The following is a 20,681-nucleotide window of genomic DNA, read 5'->3' as shown; positions in this document are numbered from 1 at the left end:
GATGGCCGGACACATCGCGGTGCTGTCGAACCCCTCCGCCGGGAAAGGGCGTGGTGCGCACGAGGCCGGGGCGGCGCTCGCGCATCTGCGTGCCCGCGGGGCGGACGTGCGGGCGTACGCGGGAGAGTCCGCTGCCTCGGGCCTGGCCCTCGTGACGGAGGCGCTTGCAGCGAGGCCTCGCGTGCTCGTGGTCGTGGGCGGCGACGGCACCCTTTCCGGCATCCTCGACGCCGTGTGCGCCGCAGACGTCCCCGTCGCCCTGGTGCCGGCGGGCACCGGCAATGACCTCGCACGCGCTCTCCGGCTGCCGCGTCGCGACCCGGTCGCCGCTGCAGAGCTCGCTCTGACCGGCGTTGCGCGCAGGATCGACGTGGGCGAGGTCCGCGCCGCCGGTCGAGTCGATCTGTTCCTGACGATCGCGGCCCTCGGTTTCGATGCGAAGGTGAGCGACCGCACGAATCGGCTGCGCTGGCCACATGGCGTGCTCCGCTACTACGTGGCGCTGGTCGTCGAGCTGGTGCGGCTCCGGCCCGTGGACTTCACGGTCGAGATCGACGGCGAGCGGTCGGTGCGCGCGCCCGGAACGCTCGTCGCGGTGGGCAACACCGAGAGCTACGGAGGGGGAATGCCGCTGTGCAGCGGGGCTGTCGCCGACGACGGGCTGCTCGACATCGTGCACGTCGCGCCGCTCACCCGATCCCGGTTGCTGCGGCTGTTCCCGCTTCTGCTCCGAGGGCACCATCTGGACCGACCCGAAGTGACGCATCGTCGGGCGCGCTCCGTGTCGGTTCGCGCTCCCGGGCTCGTCGTCTACGCCGACGGCGAGAGACTCGCCGAGAACGAGTGCACCATCGGCATCCGGCGGTCCGCTCTGACGATGCTCGTCCCCGCGAACCCGGAGGAGTCGAGATGAGCAAGCCCGGAGACAGCCCGCAGCACGCTGATGCCGCCGCCGACGAGGACGTCATCGTCATCGGCTCGGGCTTCGGGGGATCCGTCGCCGCACTGCGACTGGTCGAGAAGGGCTATCGCGTCCGCGTGTACGAGGCCGGTCGCCGCTTCGAGGACGCGGACTTCGCGAAGACCAATTGGAACGTGCGACGCTATCTCTGGGCGCCGAGGCTGGGGCTCTTCGGCATTCAGCGCATCCACCGTCTCCCTCACGTGATGATCCTCGCCGGGGCGGGAGTGGGCGGAGGATCGCTCAACTACGCGAACACGCTGTACGAGCCGGGCCCCGCGTTCTTCACGGATCCTCAGTGGCAGGAGCTCGCAGACTGGGCAGCCGAGCTGTCGCCGCACTACGCGACGGCCAAGCGGATGCTCGGCGTGGTCGAGCGCTACCCGCACTCGGGTCCCGTCGAGCGCATCATGGCGGGTGCTGCAGCCGATCTCGGGGTGGGAGCGACCTTCCGCCATGCTCCTGTGGGCGTGTGGTTCGGCACACCCGGCGAGCGGACTCCCGACCCGTTCTTCGGCGGCGAAGGCCCCGAGCGCACAGGGTGCACGCTCTGCGGCAACTGCATGGTCGGATGCCGGATCGGAGCGAAGAACACCCTGATGAAGAACTACCTCCCTCTGGCAGAGAGGCGGGGTGCCGTGATCGAGGCGATGCGGACCGTCACCGAGGTGCGTGCTCTGGCAGACGGCGGCTTCGCGGTGACGAGCGAAAGGACCGGCGCCTGGCTTCGCCGTGACCGCCGCACGGTCCGGGCACGTCAGGTCGTGCTCGCCGCGGGAACCTGGGGCACGCAACAGCTCTTGCACCGCATGAAGCACTCGGGAGCTCTTCCCCGCGTCTCCGATGCGGTCGGACGTCTCACGCGCACCAACTCGGAGGCTCTCGACGGTGCCGTCGCGGTCGGCGTTCCGGATGCCCTCGAGCTCGCACGCGGCGTCGCGATCACGACCTCGTTCCACATCGACGACAGCACCCACGTGGAGAACGTGCGGTACGGGCCGGGCTCGAACCTCATGGGCGCACTCGCGTCGGTCATGGTCCCCGGCGACCGCGGGCTCGCGGGGCGCCTGAGGAGTCTGGTGGGTCAGGTGCTCCGCGCACCGATCCGCCAGGCACGCCTCGGCTCGCTGCGCTGCTGGAGCGAGCGGGGCATCATCGCACTTGTCATGCAGACTCGCGACAACTCCCTCACCCTGTCGCTGCGCCGTCGGTTCGGGAGGGTGGTCATGACGAGCGCGCAGGGACACGGACAGCCGAACCCGAGTCACCTGCCGCAGGCGCATCGCGCTGCTGCGGCGATCGCGGCGCGCGTCGAGCAGGAGGCCGGTGTCACGGCCGAGGCTCGAGGGTCGTGGCCCGAGATCTTCGGGGTACCCCTCACGGCCCACTTCCTCGGTGGTGCGGTGATCTCCGCCTCGCCCGAGAACGGAGTGGTCGACCGCTTCCATCGCGTGTGGGGCCATCCGGGGCTCCACGTCGTCGACGGCGCAGCGGTGCCTGCGAACCCGGGGGTGAACCCTTCGCTCACGATCACCGCTCTCGCAGAGCGGGCCATGTCCTTCTGGCCGCGCTCCGGAGAGCTTGACGAGCGCCCCACTCAGTGAACGCGAGAGGAGGGGGCCGCCGGATGGCAGCCCCCTCCTCGCGTGCGGCGTCAGCGATTCTCGATGCCGCGGATCTGCGGGGTGTGGAAGTCGCCGCCGAACGCTCGCTGCGACGCGCCCTCACGATCGAGGTACGGTGAGGCGCCGCCGTCGATGAACGGCCAGCCCGCGCCGAGGATGAGGCACAGGTCGATGTCCTCGACCTCGGGCACGACCCCTTCGTCGAGCATCAGCCTGATCTCGCTCGCCAGGCCGTCCTGCACGCGCTGCAGGATCGTCTCCGCGGATGCCGGGGTCTTGCCGACGGCCGGCTTCAGCAGCTTCTCGGCCTGCTTCGTCCAGCCGGTGACACGACCGCCCTTGTCCTTCTCGACGACCGCATCGAGCTCCGCGAGAGCGTGGAAGTTCTCGTTGGCGTAGAAGCGGTCGGGGAACGCGTGCGCCATCGTGTCCTGCACGTGGGCGGCCACCTTCCATCCGACCAGGTCGATCAGCTGGAACGGGCCCATCGGCAGCCCGAGGGGCGCGAACGCCTTCTCGACATCCGTGATCGGAGTGCCTTCGTAGACGGCCCGCGCCGCCTCGCCCATCACCTTGGCGAGCAGGCGGTTCACGACGAAACCGGGAGCGTCGGCGGTCAGCACCGCGTTCTTCCCGAGGCTCTTCGCGACCACGAACGCGGTCGACAGGGCTCCCTCGGAGGTCACGGGCGTCTTGACGATCTCGATCAGCGGCATGACCGCGACGGGGTTGAAGAAGTGGAAGCCCACGAGCCGTTCGGGGTGAGCGAGCTTCGCGCCGATCTCCTCGACCGACAGCGACGAGGTGTTCGTGGCGAGGATCGCATCCTCGGCGATGATCTTCTCGATCTCGCCGAACACCTGCTGCTTCACGCCGACCTCTTCGAAGACGGCCTCGATCACGAAGTCGCAGTCAGCGTACAGACTCTTGTCGGTCGTGCCGGTGACCAGCGCGCGCAGCTTGTTCGCCGTGTCGGCGTCGAGGCGCCCCTTCGCTTCGAGCTTGCCGATCTCCTCGTGGATGTACGAGACGCCCTTGTCGACGCGAGCCTGGTCGAGGTCGGTGATCAGCACCGGCACCTGCAGCTTGCGCACGAACAGCAGAGCGAACTGGCTCGCCATGAGCCCCGCGCCGATGATGCCGACCTTGGTGACCTTCTTGGCGAGAGCCTTGTCGGGTGCTCCGACCGGGCGCTTCGCACGCTTCTGCACGAGGTCGAAGGCGTACATCGACGCGGCGAACTGGTCGCCGGTCACGAGATCGGCGAGCGCCTCATCTTCCCGGGCGAAACCCTCTGCCTTGGTGCCGCCCTTCGCCTTGTCGAGCAGTTCGAGTGCGGCGTACGGCGACTTCGGCACGGTGCCGATCTTCGACTCCAGCATTCCGCGGGCCATCTTGATGGCGATCGGCCACTTGGTCAGCCGCTCGATCTTGCCCGGTTCGTTCTTGCGCTCGACCTTCTTGCCGCCGAGGACGGCATCGGCCCACGCGAGCGAGTTCTCGAGGTAGTTGGCCGCGGGGAAGATCGCGTCGACGATTCCCAGATCGTGAGCCTGCTGCGGCTTCAGCATCCGGTTCTGCTTGAGCGGGTTCGAGATGACGACCTCGAGCGCGTTCTCGATGCCGATCAGGTTCGGCAGCAGATACGCCCCGCCCCAGCCGGGGATGATGCCGAGGAACACCTCGGGCAGAGCGATCGCCGCCGCCGAGGCGTCGACCGTGCGGTAGGTCGAGTTCAGCGCGATCTCCAGGCCTCCGCCGAGGGCGAGGCCGTTCACGAACGCGAACGACGGGACCCCCAGCTCGCTCAGCTTGCCCAGCACCTTGTGACCGAGCTGCGCGATCAGACGGGCGTTGTCGCGCGATCCGACCTTGCTTATGTCGGAGAGGTCTGCGCCGGCGGCGAGGATGTACTGCTTGCCCGTGATGCCGACCGCCTGGATCTCCCCGGCTGCGGCGCGCGCCGCGAGTCCGTCGAGCGTCTCGCCGAGGGCGGTGAGCGTCGCGGGACCCAGGGTGTTCGGGCGCGTGTGGTCGCGCCCGTTGTCGAGCGTGATCAGGGCGAGCACCTTGCCCGACGCGAGGCGGATGTCACGCACGGGGGAGTGCGTGATCACCTCGCCGTCGGTGAGGGCCTGGATGGGAGAGAAGTCGACAGTCGCGTACTGCTCGGAGACAGAGTTGGCCATGGAATTACTTCCTCTTCTTGCCGTCGTAGTGCGGGTTCTCCCAGATGACGGAACCGCCCTGGCCGAGACCGACGCACATCGCGGTCAGGCCGTAGCGCACGTCGGGTCGCTCGGCGAACTGCGCCGCGAGCTGGATCATCAGACGCACGCCGGATGCCGCGAGCGGGTGACCGAGCGCGATCGCTCCGCCCCACTGATTGACGCGGGGGTCGTCGTCCGCGATGCCGAAGTGGTCGAGCAGCGAGATGACCTGGATCGCGAACGCCTCGTTCAGCTCGAACAGTCCGATGTCGGCGATCGTGAGTCCGGCCTTCTTCAGAGCCTTCTCGGTCGACGGGATCGGGCCGATTCCCATGATCTCCGGCTGCACGCCGGCGAACGCGAACGAGACCATTCGCATCTTCGGCGCGAGTCCGAACTCCTTCACCGCACCGCCCCCGGCGAGCAGCGACATCGTCGCGCCGTCGGTGAGGGGCGAAGAGGTGCCGGCGGTCACGCGACCGTGCGGGCGGAACGGCGTCTTGAGAGCCGCGAGGTCGTCCATGGTCGTCTGGGGGCGACGGCCCTCATCCTCCGTGGCGAGGCCCCAGGCGCCGTCGGCCGTCTTGGTGGCGACGGACACGAGATCCGGCTGGATCTTGCCCGCGTCATACGCAGCCTGCACCTTGTGCTGGCTGAGCATGCCGTATCGGTCCGAGCGCTCCTTGGTGAGGTGCGGGAAGCGGTCGAAGATCCGCTCCGCAGTGACACCCATGTTGAGCGCGCCGGGGTCGACCATCTTCTCGGCGACGAAGCGCGGGTTCGGGTCGGCGTTGCCGCCGATCGGGTGGTGCCCCATGTGCTCGACGCCACCGGCGAGGGCGAAGTCGTACATTCCGACTCCGATCGATGCGCCCATGGTCGTCACGCTGGTCATCGCTCCCGCGCACATGCGCTCGACGGCGAGGCCGGGGACACTCTGCGGCAGGCCCGCGAGGATCGCCACCGAGCGACCGAGAGTGAGTCCCTGATCGCCCGTCTGGCTGGTCGCGGCGATGGCCACGTCGTCGATGCGATCAGCCGGGACGGCGGCGTTCCGCTCCATCAGGCCGATGGTCGCCTTCACGGCGAGGTCATCTGCGCGGGTGTTCCAGTACATGCCTTTTTCGCCGGCGCGCCCGAAGGGGGTGCGCACTCCATCGACGAAGAAGACGTCCGAGATCTCGGCCACTCTGCCTCCAAGTTTGTGCGGTGGCCTCAGTCTATGGAGGGCGCGAAACCGGGAGGAATCGGTTGGATCGAACCTACGAAGCGGGCGTGGACGCCTCGTCGGGCGTTTGCGCGGCCTCTACAAAGGCGTCGGCGATCTTCTGTGCAGTCTGTGCAATCTGCCAGGGGCGAGCCCCGAGCGCGGCGAGCGCGGTCGCGACGGCCTCCGGCGTCGTACCCGGGAGATCCCACGCGATGCGGCGGAGGTGGTCGGGAGTCAGGAGGTTCTCGGTCGGCATCCCCAGTTCCTCAGCCGTCGCCTCGACGATCGGGCGAGCGGCCTTGAGCCGCGCATCCGCCTCGGGATTGCGGTCCGACCAGGCGCGGGGCGGCGGGAGCGCGTCGCTGGGAACCCGCTCGCGCGGCAGCTCTTCCGTCGTGCGTCCGTCGACCATGGCCTGCCACCACCGGTCGAGCTGCGTGCGGCTCGCCCGTCCCTGGAACTCCTTGATGCCCGCGAGCGCCTGCTTGCTCTGGGGATTGGCGAGGACCGCGGCGACGAGCGAGCGATCCGGCACGAGGCGCCCGGGGGAGACGTCCTGTTCCTGGGCGAACGATTCCCGCGCCCGCCAGAGCTCCCGTGCCACCGCGAGGTTGCGGGCGCCGCGCACCTGATGCAGGCCGCTCAGACGACGCCAGGGATCCTCTCTCGGAGGCTTGGGCAGGCGGGTCAGCGTCGCGGCGAACTCCTCGGCCGCGAATTCCGTCTTTCCCTGCTCTTCGAGTTCGACGGACAGGATCTCGTAGACATCCACGAGGTGAAGCACGTCGAGGGCTGCGTACTCGAGCCATGCGGCCGGCAGCGGGCGCGTCGACCAGTCTGCGGCCGAGTGCTCCTTCTTGAGCGTGATCCCGAGGGTGTTCTCCACGACGGCGGCCAGACCGACGCGCTCGTGCCCGAGGAGTCGGGACGCGAGCTCGGTGTCGAAGATCGATCGCGGCAGAAGGTCGAGTTCGCGCAGCGAGGGAAGATCCTGGCTCGCAGCGTGGAAGATCCATTCGACATCGCCGATGGCGTCCTGCAGGGGGCTGAAGTCGCCGAGAGCCGGCGGGTCGAAGAGGAACACTCCGGCGTCGCGCCGGAAGACCTGGACCAGATACGCCCGCTGTGAGTAGCGGAAGCCGGATGCCCTCTCGACGTCGACCGCGACAGGCCCTGTGCCTGCGGCGAGTGCGGCGCATGCCGCATGGAACTCCGAGACGTCGGAGATCACGGAGTATTCAGTCACGTGCTGCCTTTCGCGCGCCGATCACGGCGATGCCCTCGGATCCCGGCGGAAGGCCCGCCAGCATCCCGACCAACTCGGCCCAGGCCTCGACGTGAGGCCGGAAGGGGCCGGAAGGCGTCCAGGACGCCCTCAATTCTATCTGCGCTCCGTCGCCCTCGTCAGCGAGTCCGCCGAAGCCCTTCGAGAGGGTCTTCGTCGACGTGCCCGACGCCGCGTGGTAGCCGGCGCCTCGGGAATCGAGGGCGTCCACGAGCCAGGACCACGTGACGTCGGCGAGCAGGGGATCGGTGCCGATCTCGGTCTCCAGCGGGGCCTGGGCGAAGATCACGATCCTCCAGGCGCCTCCCCACGCCGAGGGGGCCTCGGGATCGTGCAGCAGCACGAAGCGACCTGTGCCGTAGACGGACTCGCCCGCGTCGTCGGGGCGGACATCGGCAGCCAGCGCCAGCGCGTACGGCGCGAGGCCCTGCGGGGTGGAGATCTCGCGGACCGTGAGGTCGGCGCGGAACGCTGTGTCACGGATTTCGTCTACAGCGGCGTCGAAGATCGTCCCGGCATCGGGGTATGCGGTCACGGCAACAGGCTAGAGTCAGGAGGCGATGAAGAGTCTCAGGCACGCCGTTGCACTCGTTGTCCCCGCAGTGATCGCCCTCGGCGGGGCGATGGCTCTGCTCGTCATCGGCATCGCTCGAAAGGTCGTCCAACCGGCCGCGCGCCCGGCGGATGTGGAGATCCTCGCGGTCGACACGGGCGCTCAGACGATCGAGCTCGCCCGCACGCCCGACACCGAGCTGCCCGGGCGCTACGGACTCTTCACCACGGGCACCCACGGCTACGTCAAGCTCGGCGCCGTGCTCGGTGCGGACGCCACCACCGTGCGGCGCAAGCTCCTCACGCAGATCGAGACCGGCGCCCGCGTCGATCGCTCCGCAGCGTTCAGCGGCTGGTACTACACGTCGCCGAGCGAGCTCCATCTCCGCTGGGAGAACGTCCTCATCGGGTCGCCCGCCGGGCCGTGCCCCGCGTGGTTCTTCCCGGCGGAGTCCAGCACCTGGGTGATCCAGGTGCACGGTCGCGGCGTGACTCGGGCCGAGTGTCTCCGCGCGGTGCCGGTGCTGCACGCCGCCGGACTCCCGAACCTCGTCGTCTCCTATCGGAACGACGGCGAGGCCCCGCGCAGCCGCAGCGGCGGCTATGCGCTCGGTGCGCTGGAATGGCGCGACGTCGACGCGGCGATCTCGTATGCGCTGCGCAGAGGAGCCGAACGGGTGGTGCTCATGGGGTGGTCGATGGGCGGTGCGGTCGTGCTGCAGACGGCCCTGAACTCCGGCAACAGAGGGCGCGTGGCCGGTCTGATCCTCGAGTCGCCCGTGGTCGACTGGCCCTCGGTCCTGCGTTTCCAGGCGAAGAAGGCGGGCATGAGAGCGCCCCTCCCGGACCTCGCGATGAGCGCCCTGTCGGTGCCGCTGACGGCGCGCCTGAGCGGGGCCGACGAGGCGATCCCGTTCGACCGGCTCGATGTCGTCGCCCGCGCCTCGGAGCTCGAACTGCCGATCCTGATCCTGCACAGCGAAGACGACGGCTTCGTCCCCGCGGATGCGTCGCATGAACTGCAGAGAGAACGACCGGACCTCGTCACGATGCCGCGATTCTCCGTGGCGAGGCACACGAAACTGTGGAACTACGACCAGACCGGATGGAGCGCGGCGATCACCGATTGGCTGCGCGGGCAGGGTCTCAGCGCTTCTGCCTGACCTGGTTCTTGGCGCGCATCAGCATGCCGGTCATCCCGCCGATCCGCAGAGGTGAGACGGCCTTGGTGAGACCGATCGACTGCGGGTAGTCGTCCGGGATCGCGAGCACCTCATCGGGGGTGAGACCCGTGATGCCCTGCACCAGGATGCTTGCGAATCCGCGTGTCGTCGGCGCCTCAGGCGGGGCGGTGGCGTGCATCGTCACGACGCCGTCGGCGACCTCCACATAGATGTAGACGGGGGACTGGCACTCCGCGACCCGTTCGCACATCTCGGGATGGCTCGCCACTTCCTCCGACACCTCGGGGAGCTCGTCGGAGTACTCGAGGAGCAGGAGGAGCCGGTCCGACTCCGGAGTCTCGAGGAAGCCGTCGCGAATCTCGGCGAGGATGTCAGGAACGTGCGAGGTGCTCATCCCTGACATTCTCACATGCTCAGAGCGCTCCAGGATCGGTGCCGGTCACGATCGGAACCCGCACGGCACTGCCCCACTCCGTCCACGAACCGTCGTAGTTGCGCACGTTCTCGAAGCCGAGGAGGTGCTTGAGCACGAACCACGTGTGGCTCGACCGCTCGCCGATGCGGCAGTAGGCCACGACGTCGTCCCCGTCGGCGAGACCCGCACCGTCGCGGTAGATCGCATCGAGCTCGGCTCGCGACTTGAAGCCGCCGTCCTCGGCCACGGCCTTCGCCCACGGCACGCTCTGCGCGGTCGGGATGTGGCCGGCGCGCAGCGTGCCCTCCTCCGGGTACGCGGGCGCCGTCGTGCGCTCCCCGCTGTACTCCTCCGGCGAGCGCACGTCGATGAGCGGACTGCCGATGTGGGCCAGGACGTCGTCCTTGTAGGCGCGGATGGCTGAATCGTCCCGCTCGACGACGGGGTAGTCGCTCGGGGTGATCTGCGGCGCATCACGGGTGATCTCGCGGCCCTCGGCGATCCACCGGTCTCGACCGCCGTCGAGCAGCCGCACGTCCTCGTGTCCGAAGAGCGAGAAGACCCAGAGAGCGTAGGCGGCCCACCAGTTGTTCTTGTCGCCGTAGATGACGACCGTGTCATCGCGCGAGATGCCCTTGCTGCTGAGGAGCTTCGCGAATCCCTCGCCGTCGACGTAGTCGCGGACCACGGGGTCGTTGAGTTCGGTGTGCCAGTCGACCTTCACCGCTCCGGGGATGTGCCCCGTCTCGTACAGCAGCACGTCCTCGTCTGATTCGACCACGACGAGACCGGGCTGACCGAGACGCTCGGAGAGCCACTCGGTGGTGACGAGGCGGCCGGGCTCGGCGTATTCGGCGAACTTCGGTGATGACGTGTCGAACTCGATGGCCACAGGGATCTCCTCAGACTGTGAGCGGCGATGATGCCGGGTGCGGACGGCGTAGTGTGGATCCGTCACTTCGACGATAGATCCACGCCGAGCGCACTGCACCCGATTCGTAAGACTTCGACACAGGTGCGCCCCCGATACAGGACCGTGATGACCGACACGCCCACCCGCACGGGCATCGTGCACCTCACCGATCGCCAGCCGACCGTCACCGGCCCCGAGATGCTCGCGAGCCTCGTTCCTCCGCCGCAGTTCGACGGCGCGACCTTCGAGAGCTATCGCGCGGACCCGGAGTACCCGTCGCAGGAGGAGGCGAAGGAGACACTGATCCGGTTCGCGGGTCGTGCGCCCGCGGCCAAGCGCGGGGGGCTCTTCAGCCGTGCCAAGAAGGAGCCCGAGGTGAAGCCCGGCGTCTATCTCGACGGCGGCTTCGGAGTGGGCAAGACCCATCTCCTCGCGTCGATCTACCACGCCATGCCGGCGCGCAGGAAGTACTTCGGCTCGTTCATCGAGTACACCGCCCTCGTCGGCGCGCTCGGGTACAAGAACACGGTCGACCTGCTCAAAGGGGCCGATCTGCTCTGCATCGACGAGTTCGAGCTCGACGACCCGGGCGACACCATGGTGATGACGCGCCTGCTCGGCGAACTGGTGCCGACGGGAACCCGGCTGGCAGCCACCTCGAACACGCCCCCGAACGCTCTGGGAGAGGGGCGCTTCGCCGCCCAGGACTTCCTGCGTGAGATCCACGCGATGTCCGACAGCTTCCAGACGCTCCGGATCGACGGCGTCGACTTCCGACAGCGCGCGCTCGACGGGCACGCCGTCGTGACCGACGGGCCCGCGTATGCGGCGGCCGTCGAGGCGGGCGCGTCGGCCGGAACCGCGTCCGACGACGCCTTCGGTGACGTCATCCGGCATCTCGCCCGAGTGCATCCCTCGCGCTACCTCCGCGTCATCTCGGGGCTCGACCTCGTGGGACTCCGTGACGTGCACACTCTGACCGATCAGTCCGAGGCGCTTCGCTTCGTCGCCTTCGTCGACCGTGTGTACGACGCGCAGATCCCGATCGTCGCGACGGGAGTGAGTCTCGACCAGGTCTTCGCGGAGGAGATGCTCGGCGGGGGATACCGCAAGAAGTATCTGCGGGCTATCTCCAGACTCAATGCACTCACACACGCGGATCGCAGTGTCGCGTAACACGATGTTCACACGGGGGATGTGCCTGTAACACCCCGGCAACAAACTTCACGCATTCCGGAAATCGGGTCTCGCCACACTGAAGCTCTCAGTTCCCGAATGTGAGGTTTGACTATGGATGCTCCAGGCAACATCTCCTGGGCGATCACCGCGACCGCCCTCGTACTGCTCATGACGCCCGGCGTCGCCTTCTTCTACGGCGGCCTCGTGAAGGCCAAGAGCGTCGTCAGCATGATGATGATGAGCTTCGGCTCTATCGGCCTCGTGGCGGTGCTCTGGATCCTCTTCGGATTCTCGATGAGCGCCGTCGACAGCCCCACCGCTTTCGCCGGCAACCCGTTCGCGGACATCGGCCTCTCCTCGCTCGCGGAGGGCGAGGGATCGAACGTGGCGCTCCTCGGCGTCGCTTACGGCGCCACCTTCGCCATCATCACTGTCGCCCTGATCTCGGGTGCGATCGCCGACCGTGCGAAGTTCGGCAGCTGGCTGATCTTCGCCGGTGTGTTCGCCACCGTCGGCTACTTCCCCGTCGCGGCATGGGTCTGGGGCGGCGGCTGGATCATGAACCTCGGCACCACGCTCTTCGGCGAGGACAGCGGGATCGGCGTCATCGACTACGCCGGTGGAACGGCCGTGCACATCAACGCCGGTGCCGCAGCGCTCGCTCTCGCGCTGGTCCTCGGCAAGCGCATCGGCTTCCAGAAGGGAATCCTCAAGCCGCACAACGTGCCGCTGACGCTGCTGGGCGCTGCGCTCCTGTGGTTCGGATGGTTCGGCTTCAACGCCGGCGCCGAGTGGCTCGCAGAGGACATGGGCGGCGTCGGACTCATCGGTCTCAACACGCTGGGTGCGACGGCGGCCGCGATCCTCGGATGGATCCTCATCGAGAAGATCAAGGACGGCAAGCCCACCTCCGTCGGCGCGGCGTCGGGTGCTGTCGCCGGTCTCGTCGCCATCACGCCCGCCTGCGCCAACCTGACGCCCGGATGGTCGCTGCTCCTCGGCGCGGTCGCCGGTATTGTCTGCGCTCTCGCGGTGGAGATGAAGTTCCGCCTCGGCTTCGACGACTCGCTCGACGTCGTCGGCATCCACCTCGTCGGCGGTCTGATCGGAACGCTCTACCTCGGCTTCTTCGCGACCGGCACGGGCCTGTTCGTCGGCGGCGACGCCCGACAGCTCGCCGTGCAGGCGATCGCCGCACTCGGAGTGCTGATCTACTCCTTCGTGGTCGCCTTCATCATCGGCTTCGCGATCCAGAAGACGATCGGCTTCCGTGTGACCAACGAGGACGAGATCGCGGGCGTCGACCAGGTCGTCCACGGCGAGGAGGGCTACGCACTCGCAGACGCTTGACAAGCCGTTAGGGTGACCGTGTGGCTAAAGGCAACGGCATCCTGACAAGACTCGCGGAGATCCTCCTCACAGCATTGGGATCTGACCGGGCGTCTCGGACGAAACCCCGTCCGAGGCGCCCGGACGCGCGTCTGCGCACCTCCGAGGAGGTGCGCGTCCGGTCGTCGTCCGCGGATACGACGACGCTGCGCGTCGATCCGGACCGCATCGACGACCTCCGCATCGGATACGCTCCCGACCGCGACGGCGCACCGGATGCGGGCGAGATCATCTGGACATGGGTTCCCTACGAAGAGGGAGACGGCCGAGGCAAGGACCGCCCCGTGCTCGTCGTGGGGAGGCAGTCCGCAGACCGGGTGTACGCGGTCCGCATGACCAGCAAGGCGCATGACGGAGACCGCGACTACCTGTCGATAGGCTCGGGCGCCTGGGACTCGCAGGGACGCGAATCATGGGTCGACGTCGAGCAGCTCTACAGCGTGCACGAGAGGGGTCTGCGTCGCGAGGCCGCCGTGCTGGAGAGGTCGCGCTATGACCGCGTGGCAGCGGCGCTCGTCCGGCGCTACGGCTGGGCCTCCGTCTGAACCGCACGGGGCGCCGGCGTGCGTCGCGCGACCTGCAGCCTGCTGAGTCCCCACACCATCGCCGCCGAGGCGAGCAGAGTCACGAGCAGCGCGGCGACGGTCGCCACCAGTGAGAGCGGCCCCCGCTGCGGGAGAAGAAACCCATAGGGCACCCATCCGTCCGTCCGCCCGCGGATCAGCACGATGACGAGCCAGAGCAGGGGATAGGGCAGCGCGATCCAGAGGGTGCTCCACGGCTGGGGACGTCGATCCGGTGCGAAGACCCAGTCGGCGAGCACGAGCAGCGGCAGGGCCACGTGCAGGATCATGCTCACCCATGCCGGCGCACTCCCCGTGCCGGGGCGGAGCAGGCGTCGACGTCATCGGTACAGACTACGAGCGGTGCACGGCAATCCGATTCGGTGAGCGCTGCGAACCAACTGCGAGTCGCAGAACGCGACGACATCACAGGAGGAATCATGCGTTTCATCCCCACGAAGGTCCACGGAATCCTCGACTACGTCGTCGGAGTCGCATTGATCGCCGCTCCGTGGCTGTTCGGTTTCGCGAGCATCGGCGGCCCTGCCGTCATCATCCCCATCGTGCTCGGAGTCGGACTGATCGTCTACAGCCTCTTCACGAAGTACGAATGGGGCCCCTTCGGTTTCATCCCGATGCCCGTGCACCTCGTGTTCGACATCGTCGCGAGCCTGTTCCTCGCGCTGTCGCCCTGGATCTTCGGCTTCTCGACCGAGGCGCCGAACGTGTGGGTCCCGCACGTCGTCGTGGGCGTCGCCGTCATCGTCGTCGTGCTCTTCTCGCAGCCGCAGCCCGCGAAGGTCAAGGCCTCGGCCCGCGCCTGACGACACAGACCCTGAGGCCCCGTACGGTATCGGTCCCGTGCGGGGCCTCAGTTCTGCCCCGCGCGGGGCGACGTCACAGCCAGAACCCCTCCGCGATCCAGCGGGCGTGCAGCTGCCACGGGTCGGGGACCGTCTGCAGAGTCGCGATGTGGGCCCGCAGCTGCGGTGTCAGCGTGAACCACTCGCCGCCTTCGCGCACAGAGGCGAACTCGCGGTGACGTGTCTGCTCGAGAACCCGGCCACCCCGCTCGAACGCGAGCAGCTCGTCATGACGGATGCTCGAGAGCCGCTGCCGGGGACGCCGACTGGTGCCGATCTTCACGCGACGGTCGTAGCGGATGTAGTAGACGACCTCGATGACGGGGCGAGGGAGATCGTGGTCGGGTGTGTCACCCACGCGCCAGCCGCACCATGCGCAGGCGAGCACGCCGTCCGCGCGACGCCCCTCGCTACGACCGCAGAGCAGACACGGATCGGGGAGCGGAGGTGCGTTCACCGTCCCGAGGCTAGTCGGGGCTACCGACACCCGCGGCGGGAAGTGAGGGGTGATGATCGTGGCCATGGCTCGTGGCGCCGTAGAACGCGGGAAGCAGCAGGAAGATCACCGAGGCGACCAGAGGATGGATCAAGACCCCCGCCGTCCCGGCGACGAGGTACAGGATGACGCCGACCAGGGCCCGACGTGCATGTCGAGCGCCCCGGAGATCTCGCGGAGCGGTTGAGGGAGGTCGGTGGTGAATTCCGCGCGATCGCCGAGGATCGTCACCGCCTTCCAGCCTTCGGGATGGCGGCCGTCGCCGTCCGCCTCCCTTCGATCGCGCACCAGCGACCTCGTCACCAGTCCGGCTGCCACACCTGCGACGGCCGCTGACACCGCTCTTCTCACGCTCACGTCTCCTCCTTCATGGGGGAGTGCGACGTCGTCTGCCGGCACGCCCTCGATCGAGCCCGGCCATCGTGACGAGGGGCGAACGAATCGACTGAGGGCCTTCACAGATCGAGTTCGGGAGAGGACGATGCCCCGCACGCGCGAAAAAGCCCCGCTGACCGGGAAGGTCGCGGGGCTTTCTCTTCTTCTGTGGGCGATACCGGACTCGAACCGATGACCTCTTCCGTGTGAAGGAAGCGCGCTACCAACTGCGCCAATCGCCCATACCCGTGGGGTACGTCAACCGATACTACCCGACGGCAGACCGCCCTGATGACCACTCCCGTGGACACGCGCGAGATTCGTTCCCGGTTTTGACAGTCGCCGTTCATCGGCTAATGTTTCATATGTGCCCGGGACAACAACCGGGAACAACGCGGATGTAGCGCAGTTGGTAGCGCACAACCTTGCCAAGGTTGGGGTCGCGAGTTCGAGTCTCGTCATCCGCTCAAGTGCAGGGGCCTTCTTCGGAGGGCCTTCAGCACGTGGGGTCAATCCACACGGTGGCGTGGCCGAGCGGCTAGGCACCGGCCTGCAAAGCCGTTTACACGGGTTCGAATCCCGTCGCCACCTCGCACAAACTGAATAGCCCACTTGGGCGCGATTGGCGCAGCGGTAGCGCGCTTCCCTGACACGGAAGAGGTCACTGGTTCGATCCCAGTATCGCGCACAGACGAAAACCCCTGAGAAATCAGGGGTTTTCTGCGTAACGGGGTTTCGGGCCCTTCGGACGGGCGTCGCCACCTGGGCCAGACGTCCCGCAGGACAGGCGGCGCCGGGGTCCGAGCCGATCCGCTTGCGGTCAGGCGGAGCGCTTGACGACGTCGTACGCCGCGAGCGCGGCCTTGCGGGTCGCTGCGAGATCGACGATCGGCTCCGAGGGAGCATCCGCCGCCCACTGCGAGATGTAGAGCCCCTGCGGGTCGAACTTCTTCGCCTGCAGCTCAGGATTGAACACACGGAAGTAGGGAGCGGCATCCGCTCCGGAACCTGCCACCCACTGCCAGTTGAAGGGGTTGTTCGCGCCGTCCGCGTCGACCAGCGTGTCCCAGAACCACTCCTCTCCGCGGCGCCAGTCGATGAGCAGATTCTTCACGAGGAATGATGCCGTGACCATGCGCACGCGATTGTGCATGAAGCCCGTGTGCCAGAGTTCGCGCATGCCCGCGTCCACCAGCGGGATGCCGGTGTCGCCGTGCTGCCAGGCGTCGAGCTGCGCCGGGTCGAGCGGCGGCCAGGGAAAGGCGTCGAACTGACGACGGAGATTGACCGTGGCCAGATCGGGGGAGTGGAACGTGGTGTGCCAGGCGAACTCGCGCCAGCCCAGCTCTGAGAGGAATCCGGCGGCGCCGTCGGCCTCGACCGCCTCGTGCCAGACCGTGAACGGGCTGAGCTCTCCCCAGCGCAGGCGGGGGGAGAGCAGGGAGGTGGCACCTGCCGAGGGCTCGTCACGTGCGCGGTCGTACGATGCGATGTCCTCGCGCAGGAACGAGTGCAGCCGAGCACGCGCTGCGGGCTCGCCGGGGTCCCAGGTCTCGCGCAGTCCACCGGCCCAGTCAGGGCGGGTAGGCAGCAGGTTCCAGTCGTCGAGGTCGTCGGAGGCCGGAGGGCGAGCGACTCCGTCGAGGCTCCGCGGCGCGGGAAGAGGCGCTCGCGGCGTGGGAAGTGCGAGGCAGGCACGCCAGAAAGGGGTGAACACGGAGAAATGGGTGCCGCCGCCCGTCTTCACCGTCCACGGTTCGTGGAGCAGCGATGCCTGGAAGGACGTCACCTCGAGCCCGTCCTCGCGCAGAGAGGACTTGAGGGCCGAATCCACCTCGCGCTCGGCGCCGCCGTAGCGTCGGTTCCAGAACACCGCCGTGGCTCCCGTGTCGGCGACCGTCTGCGCCACCACGCGCTGGGCGGGCCCGCGGCGCAGCGTCAACGTCACGCCCCGCTCACTCAGCGCCTCGCTCAGGGATGCGAGCGAGTGATGCAGCCACCAACGTGCGGCACCGCCCAACGGCCGGATGCCGGGGGACTCCTCGTCGAGGACGTACAGCACTATCAGGGGCTCGCCGCGATCCATCGCCGCTCGGAGCGCCGGATTGTCGGCGAGTCGAAGGTCGTCTCGAAGCCAGACGAGTGAGGGAGAGGCCATGGCACCATTCTTGCTCGACTGATCGAAAGGCGGGGCGGGGTTGCGCGTCGGTGAGCTCAGCGGTTACGGCGCCTCGCTCGCCTCCGCGCGGGCGCGGGCTCGGCAGTCGACCACAGGGCCCACAGCACCAGGAGCGGCTGGAGGAAGAGACGTCCGAAACGTCGAGCCTCGGTATCGAGACCCGGCGTCGACCGTCGTGTGCGCCACTGGTGCACATTCCCGGGGAAGACCGCGACGAAGAACGCGGCAGTCGCGACGCCGATGCGGCGTCTCTCCTTCGGGAGGGCGAGCAGCCCGATCGCGAGAGCGACTTCAGCGGCTCCCGAGGCGATCACGATCGCGTCCTTGTCGAGGCGCGTGGCCTTCGTGGCCCAGTCCGGCACGACGACCCGGAAGCCGCGGGTGCTCACGAAATGGACGATGCCGATCGCCCCGAGTGCGAGTGCGAGGATCCAACGCGCCAGTGCTCTGATCATCCGCTCACGCTACCCCGACCGGGTCGAAAGCCCGGAGCTGAGGCAGGTCGCCGCTCATGATCGTGGTCATCGGTCCCACCGCGCCCTGCTCCGCATCCGACGTCGTGTCGTGACGGTCATTCCCGCCCGGGCATGCGAGTAGCCTAGATCCCAGACCCAGATGGAGTGTTCCGTGCCTGAAAATGCCCAGCCGAAAGACGGCTTCGCCCTGTTCTCCGACCGTTCCGTCGTCGCGATGCGCGTCAACGGCACCCTCAAGGACCTCGCTGCCACCGTGACGGATGCCGACGAGGTCGAGCCGGTCACGATCGACAGCCCCGACGGACTGAACATCCTCCGCCACTCGGCGGCGCACGTGCTCGCGCAGGCCGTGCAGCGCATCAACCCCCAGGCGAACCTCGGCATCGGCCCGCCCATCACCGACGGCTTCTACTACGACTTCGGCGTCGAGACCCCGTTCACGCCCGAGGACATCAAGGCCATCACCAAGGAGATGCAGCGCATCGTCCGTGAGGGCCAGCGCTTCGTGCGTCGTATCGTCACCGACGACGAGGCGCGCGCCGAGCTCGCGGACGAGCCGTTCAAGCTCGAGCTCATCGGTCTCAAGGGCGGCAAGGAGGCCGCCGAGGGGGCTTCGGTCGAGGTCGGCGAGGGCGAGCTGACGATCTACGACAACACGACCCGTGACGGAGAGGTCGTCTGGAAGGACCTCTGCCGCGGCCCGCACCTCCCGAACACCCGCATGATCGGCAACGGCTGGGACCTCACCCGCATCGCAGCCGCCTACTGGCGGGGCAGCGAGAAGAACCCGCAACTGCAGCGCATCTACGGCACCGCCTGGCCGTCGAAGGACGAGCTGCGCGAGTACCAGCACCGTCTCGAGGAGGCCGCCAAGCGCGACCACCGTCGACTGGGCAAGGAACTCGATCTGTTCTCGTTCCCCGAAGAGATCGGCTCGGGGCTGTCGGTCTGGCATCCTCGCGGCGGCATCGTCCGAGGGGAGATGGAGCAGCACGCCCGTAAGCGCCACATCGAGGGCGGCTACACCTATGTGTACACGCCGCACATCTCGAAGGAAGACCTCTTCCTCACCTCGAACCACCTCGTGACGTACAAGGAGGGCATGTACCCGCCGATCGTCATGGACGAGGAGCGCGACGACGAGGGCAACATCACCAAGCAGGGCCAGGACTACTACCTGAAGCCCATGAACTGCCCGATGCACATCCTCATCTACAAGGAGCGTGCACGCAGCTATCGCGATCTCCCGCTGCGGTTCGCCGAGAACGGCACGGTCTACCGCAACGAGCTGTCCGGAGCGCTGCACGGTCTCACCCGCGTGCGCGGCTTCACCCAGGACGACTCGCACCTCTTCGTAACTCCCGACCAGCTCGAGTCGGAGGTCGCGAAGGTCCTGGAGTTCATCCTCTCGATGCTGAGGGACTTCGGTCTCACCGACTTCGAGCTCGAGCTGTCGATGAAGGACGACGAGAAGTCGAAGTGGATCGGCTCCGACGAGTTCTGGGAGTCGTCGACGGATGCCCTGCGTCGCGTCGCCCTCGCGTCCGGCCTGAAGCTCACCGAGGTCCCCGGCGAGGCCGCGTTCTACGGCCCGAAGATCGACCTCAAAACTCGTGACGCGATCGGCCGCACCTGGCAGCTCTCGACCGTTCAGGTCGACCCGAACCTGCCGGAGCGCTTCGAGCTCGAGTTCATGGACAAGGACGGACAGAAGAAGCGTCCGATCATGATCCACCGGGCGCTGTTCGGCTCGATCGAGCGCTTCTTCGCGATCCTGCTCGAGCACTACGCCGGTGACTTCCCGGTGTGGCTGTCTCCCGTGCAGGTCGTGGGGATCCCCGTCGCCGATGACTTCGCCGACTACCTCGGCGACGTCATCCAGACGCTCCGCTCGCAGGGAGTGCGCGCAGAGCTCGACACCTCCGACGACCGCATGCAGAAGAAGATCCGCACGCACACGACCGGCAAGGTGCCGCTGCTGCTGATCGCGGGCGAGAAGGACCGCGATGCGGGAACCGTCTCGTTCCGCTACCGCGACGGTACCCAGGAGAACGGCGTTCCCATCGCTGACGCCGTGTCGCGCATCCGTGCCGCGATCGACGCGCACACGCTCGTGCAGACAGCAGGGGACCTGGCGTGACGACGACGCCGGAGGCGTGGGAGGACGCCGGCGAGTTCGCGGGCGTCCCCGACGAGTTCCAGCGGTTGTGGACGCCGCACCGGATGGCGTACATCAAGGCCGGCCCCGAGCCGTTGCGCGAGGAGTGCCCGTTCTGCGAAGCTCCGAAGTTCCCGGATGCCGAACGGCTGATCGTCGCTCGCGGTGAGACCGCCTACGTGCTGCTCAACCTTTTCCCCTACAACTCGGGGCACCTGCTGGTGTGCCCGTATCGCCACATCGGCACGTATGACCAGGCGACGCCCGAGGAGGTCGCCGAGATCGGCGCCCTGACGCAGATCGGCATGCGCGTGCTGCGTGAGGTCTCGCGCTGCGACGGGTTCAACCTCGGCATGAATCAGGGTGCCGTCGCTGGGGCCGGCGTCGACGGACACCTGCACCAGCACATCGTGCCGCGATGGACGTCGGACGCCAACTTCTTCCCGATCATCGCGAAGACCAAGGCCCTGCCCCAGCTGCTCGGCGAGGTGCGCGACGCTGTCGCGAACGCCTGGCCGAAGCATTCTTAGAGCCCCCGTTCGTTAAGCGGGGACGGCGCCGATCGCCGCCCCCCGTTCGTTGAGCGAGGACGGCAAAGCCGCGTCTTCCCGGTCGTTGAGCGAGGACGGCGGAGCCGACCGAGACGAA

At 67.9% G+C, this 20,681-nt stretch carries 19 protein-coding genes and 4 tRNA genes; 12 read left to right on the top strand and 11 right to left on the bottom strand.

Features of this window, described 5'->3' with window-relative positions:
* Nucleotide 1: 1 nt before the first annotated feature.
* Both RWO82_RS05875 and RWO82_RS05870 read left to right on the top strand, forming a co-directional pair.
* Nucleotides 2-913, top strand: a complete 912-nt coding sequence (locus RWO82_RS05875; protein ID WP_314424627.1) for a YegS/Rv2252/BmrU family lipid kinase — start codon at nucleotides 2-4, stop codon at nucleotides 911-913.
* Complete coding sequence (locus RWO82_RS05870; RefSeq protein ID WP_314424625.1) at nucleotides 910-2,565, top strand: GMC family oxidoreductase; 1,656 nt, start codon at nucleotides 910-912, stop codon at nucleotides 2,563-2,565. Before RWO82_RS05875 ends, RWO82_RS05870 begins: the two co-directional genes overlap by 4 nt.
* Before the next feature lie 50 nt (nucleotides 2,566-2,615).
* On the opposite strand, the gene RWO82_RS05865 is transcribed toward RWO82_RS05870, so the two are convergent.
* The 4 genes from RWO82_RS05865 to RWO82_RS05850 form a co-directional block, all read right to left on the bottom strand.
* Nucleotides 2,616-4,775 carry a 3-hydroxyacyl-CoA dehydrogenase NAD-binding domain-containing protein gene (locus RWO82_RS05865; protein WP_314424623.1) on the bottom strand — a complete coding sequence of 720 codons (2,160 nt, stop codon included), beginning with the start codon at nucleotides 4,773-4,775 and terminating at the stop codon, nucleotides 2,616-2,618.
* A 4-nt stretch (nucleotides 4,776-4,779) separates the two neighbouring features.
* Nucleotides 4,780-5,985, bottom strand: a complete 1,206-nt coding sequence (locus RWO82_RS05860; RefSeq protein ID WP_314424621.1) for a thiolase family protein — start codon at nucleotides 5,983-5,985, stop codon at nucleotides 4,780-4,782.
* Between the two features lie 73 nt (nucleotides 5,986-6,058).
* The gene (locus RWO82_RS05855; protein ID WP_314424620.1) at nucleotides 6,059-7,252 is read right to left on the bottom strand and encodes a ribonuclease D; all 1,194 of its coding nucleotides are present in this window, start codon (nucleotides 7,250-7,252) and stop codon (nucleotides 6,059-6,061) included.
* Nucleotides 7,245-7,826 carry a DUF3000 family protein gene (locus RWO82_RS05850; protein WP_314424618.1) on the bottom strand — a complete coding sequence of 194 codons (582 nt, stop codon included), beginning with the start codon at nucleotides 7,824-7,826 and terminating at the stop codon, nucleotides 7,245-7,247. Before RWO82_RS05850 ends, RWO82_RS05855 begins: the two co-directional genes overlap by 8 nt.
* A 25-nt stretch (nucleotides 7,827-7,851) precedes the next feature.
* Between RWO82_RS05850 and RWO82_RS05845 the strand changes: the two genes are divergently transcribed.
* The gene (locus tag RWO82_RS05845; RefSeq protein WP_314424616.1) at nucleotides 7,852-9,006 is read left to right on the top strand and encodes an alpha/beta fold hydrolase; all 1,155 of its coding nucleotides are present in this window, start codon (nucleotides 7,852-7,854) and stop codon (nucleotides 9,004-9,006) included.
* On the opposite strand, the gene RWO82_RS05840 is transcribed toward RWO82_RS05845, so the two are convergent.
* Nucleotides 8,990-9,421: a SufE family protein gene (locus RWO82_RS05840; protein WP_314424615.1), complete on the bottom strand. Its 432-nt coding sequence runs from the start codon at nucleotides 9,419-9,421 to the stop codon at nucleotides 8,990-8,992. The two genes, RWO82_RS05845 and RWO82_RS05840, sit on opposite strands and share 17 nt — an antisense overlap.
* Nucleotides 9,422-9,440: 19 nt before the next feature.
* On the bottom strand, nucleotides 9,441-10,334 hold the full coding sequence (locus RWO82_RS05835; RefSeq protein WP_314424612.1) for a sulfurtransferase: 894 nt from the start codon (nucleotides 10,332-10,334) through the stop codon (nucleotides 9,441-9,443).
* A 147-nt stretch (nucleotides 10,335-10,481) separates the two neighbouring features.
* Between RWO82_RS05835 and zapE the strand changes: the two genes are divergently transcribed.
* The 3 genes from zapE (at nucleotide 10,482) to RWO82_RS05820 (ending at nucleotide 13,468) form a co-directional block, all read left to right on the top strand.
* Nucleotides 10,482-11,531 (top strand): cell division protein ZapE, encoded by a 1,050-nt coding sequence (gene zapE, locus RWO82_RS05830; RefSeq protein ID WP_314424608.1) that lies wholly within the window; start codon nucleotides 10,482-10,484, stop codon nucleotides 11,529-11,531.
* Between the two features lie 114 nt (nucleotides 11,532-11,645).
* Nucleotides 11,646-12,884: an ammonium transporter gene (locus RWO82_RS05825; protein WP_314424605.1), complete on the top strand. Its 1,239-nt coding sequence runs from the start codon at nucleotides 11,646-11,648 to the stop codon at nucleotides 12,882-12,884.
* A 20-nt stretch (nucleotides 12,885-12,904) separates the two neighbouring features.
* Entirely contained in the window at nucleotides 12,905-13,468 is a 564-nt protein-coding gene (locus RWO82_RS05820; RefSeq protein ID WP_314424602.1) for a type II toxin-antitoxin system PemK/MazF family toxin, read from the top strand.
* Here the strand turns inward: RWO82_RS05820 and RWO82_RS05815 are convergent.
* On the bottom strand, nucleotides 13,447-13,776 hold the full coding sequence (locus tag RWO82_RS05815; protein ID WP_314424599.1) for a Pr6Pr family membrane protein: 330 nt from the start codon (nucleotides 13,774-13,776) through the stop codon (nucleotides 13,447-13,449). The genes RWO82_RS05820 and RWO82_RS05815 overlap by 22 nt on opposite strands.
* Nucleotides 13,777-13,926: 150 nt before the next feature.
* Here RWO82_RS05815 and RWO82_RS05810 point away from each other — a divergent pair, with 150 nt between their 5' ends.
* Nucleotides 13,927-14,310, top strand: coding sequence for an SPW repeat protein (locus RWO82_RS05810; protein WP_314424597.1), 384 nt, complete (start codon nucleotides 13,927-13,929; stop codon nucleotides 14,308-14,310).
* 73 nt (nucleotides 14,311-14,383) lie between these two features.
* On the opposite strand, the gene RWO82_RS05805 is transcribed toward RWO82_RS05810, so the two are convergent.
* Nucleotides 14,384-14,806 carry a GIY-YIG nuclease family protein gene (locus tag RWO82_RS05805; protein ID WP_314424594.1) on the bottom strand — a complete coding sequence of 141 codons (423 nt, stop codon included), beginning with the start codon at nucleotides 14,804-14,806 and terminating at the stop codon, nucleotides 14,384-14,386.
* Nucleotides 14,807-15,389: 583 nt separating this feature from the next.
* A tRNA-Val gene (locus RWO82_RS05800) sits at nucleotides 15,390-15,462 on the bottom strand.
* A 152-nt stretch (nucleotides 15,463-15,614) separates the two neighbouring features.
* Here RWO82_RS05800 and RWO82_RS05795 point away from each other — a divergent pair.
* The 3 genes from RWO82_RS05795 to RWO82_RS05785 all read left to right on the top strand — a co-directional run bounded on the left by RWO82_RS05795 (nucleotide 15,615) and on the right by RWO82_RS05785 (nucleotide 15,908).
* Nucleotides 15,615-15,687, top strand: a tRNA-Gly gene (locus RWO82_RS05795).
* A 53-nt stretch (nucleotides 15,688-15,740) separates the two neighbouring features.
* Nucleotides 15,741-15,811, top strand: a tRNA-Cys gene (locus tag RWO82_RS05790).
* 25 nt (nucleotides 15,812-15,836) lie between these two features.
* Nucleotides 15,837-15,908, top strand: a tRNA-Val gene (locus tag RWO82_RS05785).
* Between the two features lie 132 nt (nucleotides 15,909-16,040).
* Here RWO82_RS05785 and RWO82_RS05780 read toward each other — a convergent pair.
* Nucleotides 16,041-17,378, bottom strand: a complete 1,338-nt coding sequence (locus RWO82_RS05780) for a deoxyribodipyrimidine photo-lyase (protein ID WP_314424593.1) — start codon at nucleotides 17,376-17,378, stop codon at nucleotides 16,041-16,043.
* 56 nt (nucleotides 17,379-17,434) lie between these two features.
* A complete protein-coding gene (locus RWO82_RS05775) occupies nucleotides 17,435-17,854 on the bottom strand; it encodes a hypothetical protein (protein ID WP_314424590.1) in 420 nt (139 codons plus the stop codon).
* A gap of 235 nt (nucleotides 17,855-18,089) precedes the next feature.
* Between RWO82_RS05775 and thrS the strand changes: the two genes are divergently transcribed.
* Together thrS and RWO82_RS05765 are read left to right on the top strand one after the other, a co-directional pair.
* Complete coding sequence (thrS, locus tag RWO82_RS05770) at nucleotides 18,090-20,015, top strand: threonine--tRNA ligase (RefSeq protein ID WP_314424683.1); 1,926 nt, start codon at nucleotides 18,090-18,092, stop codon at nucleotides 20,013-20,015.
* Entirely contained in the window at nucleotides 20,012-20,563 is a 552-nt protein-coding gene (locus RWO82_RS05765) for an HIT domain-containing protein (RefSeq protein WP_314424588.1), read from the top strand. Before thrS ends, RWO82_RS05765 begins: the two co-directional genes overlap by 4 nt.
* The last annotated feature ends 118 nt before the right edge of the window (nucleotides 20,564-20,681 follow it).

The sequence above is a fragment of the uncultured Microbacterium sp. genome (genome assembly GCF_963521645.1).
GTDB lineage: Bacteria > Actinomycetota > Actinomycetes > Actinomycetales > Microbacteriaceae > Microbacterium.
Note: the sequence above shows the minus strand (reverse complement) of the source record. Positions and strands in the feature narration are given on the sequence as shown.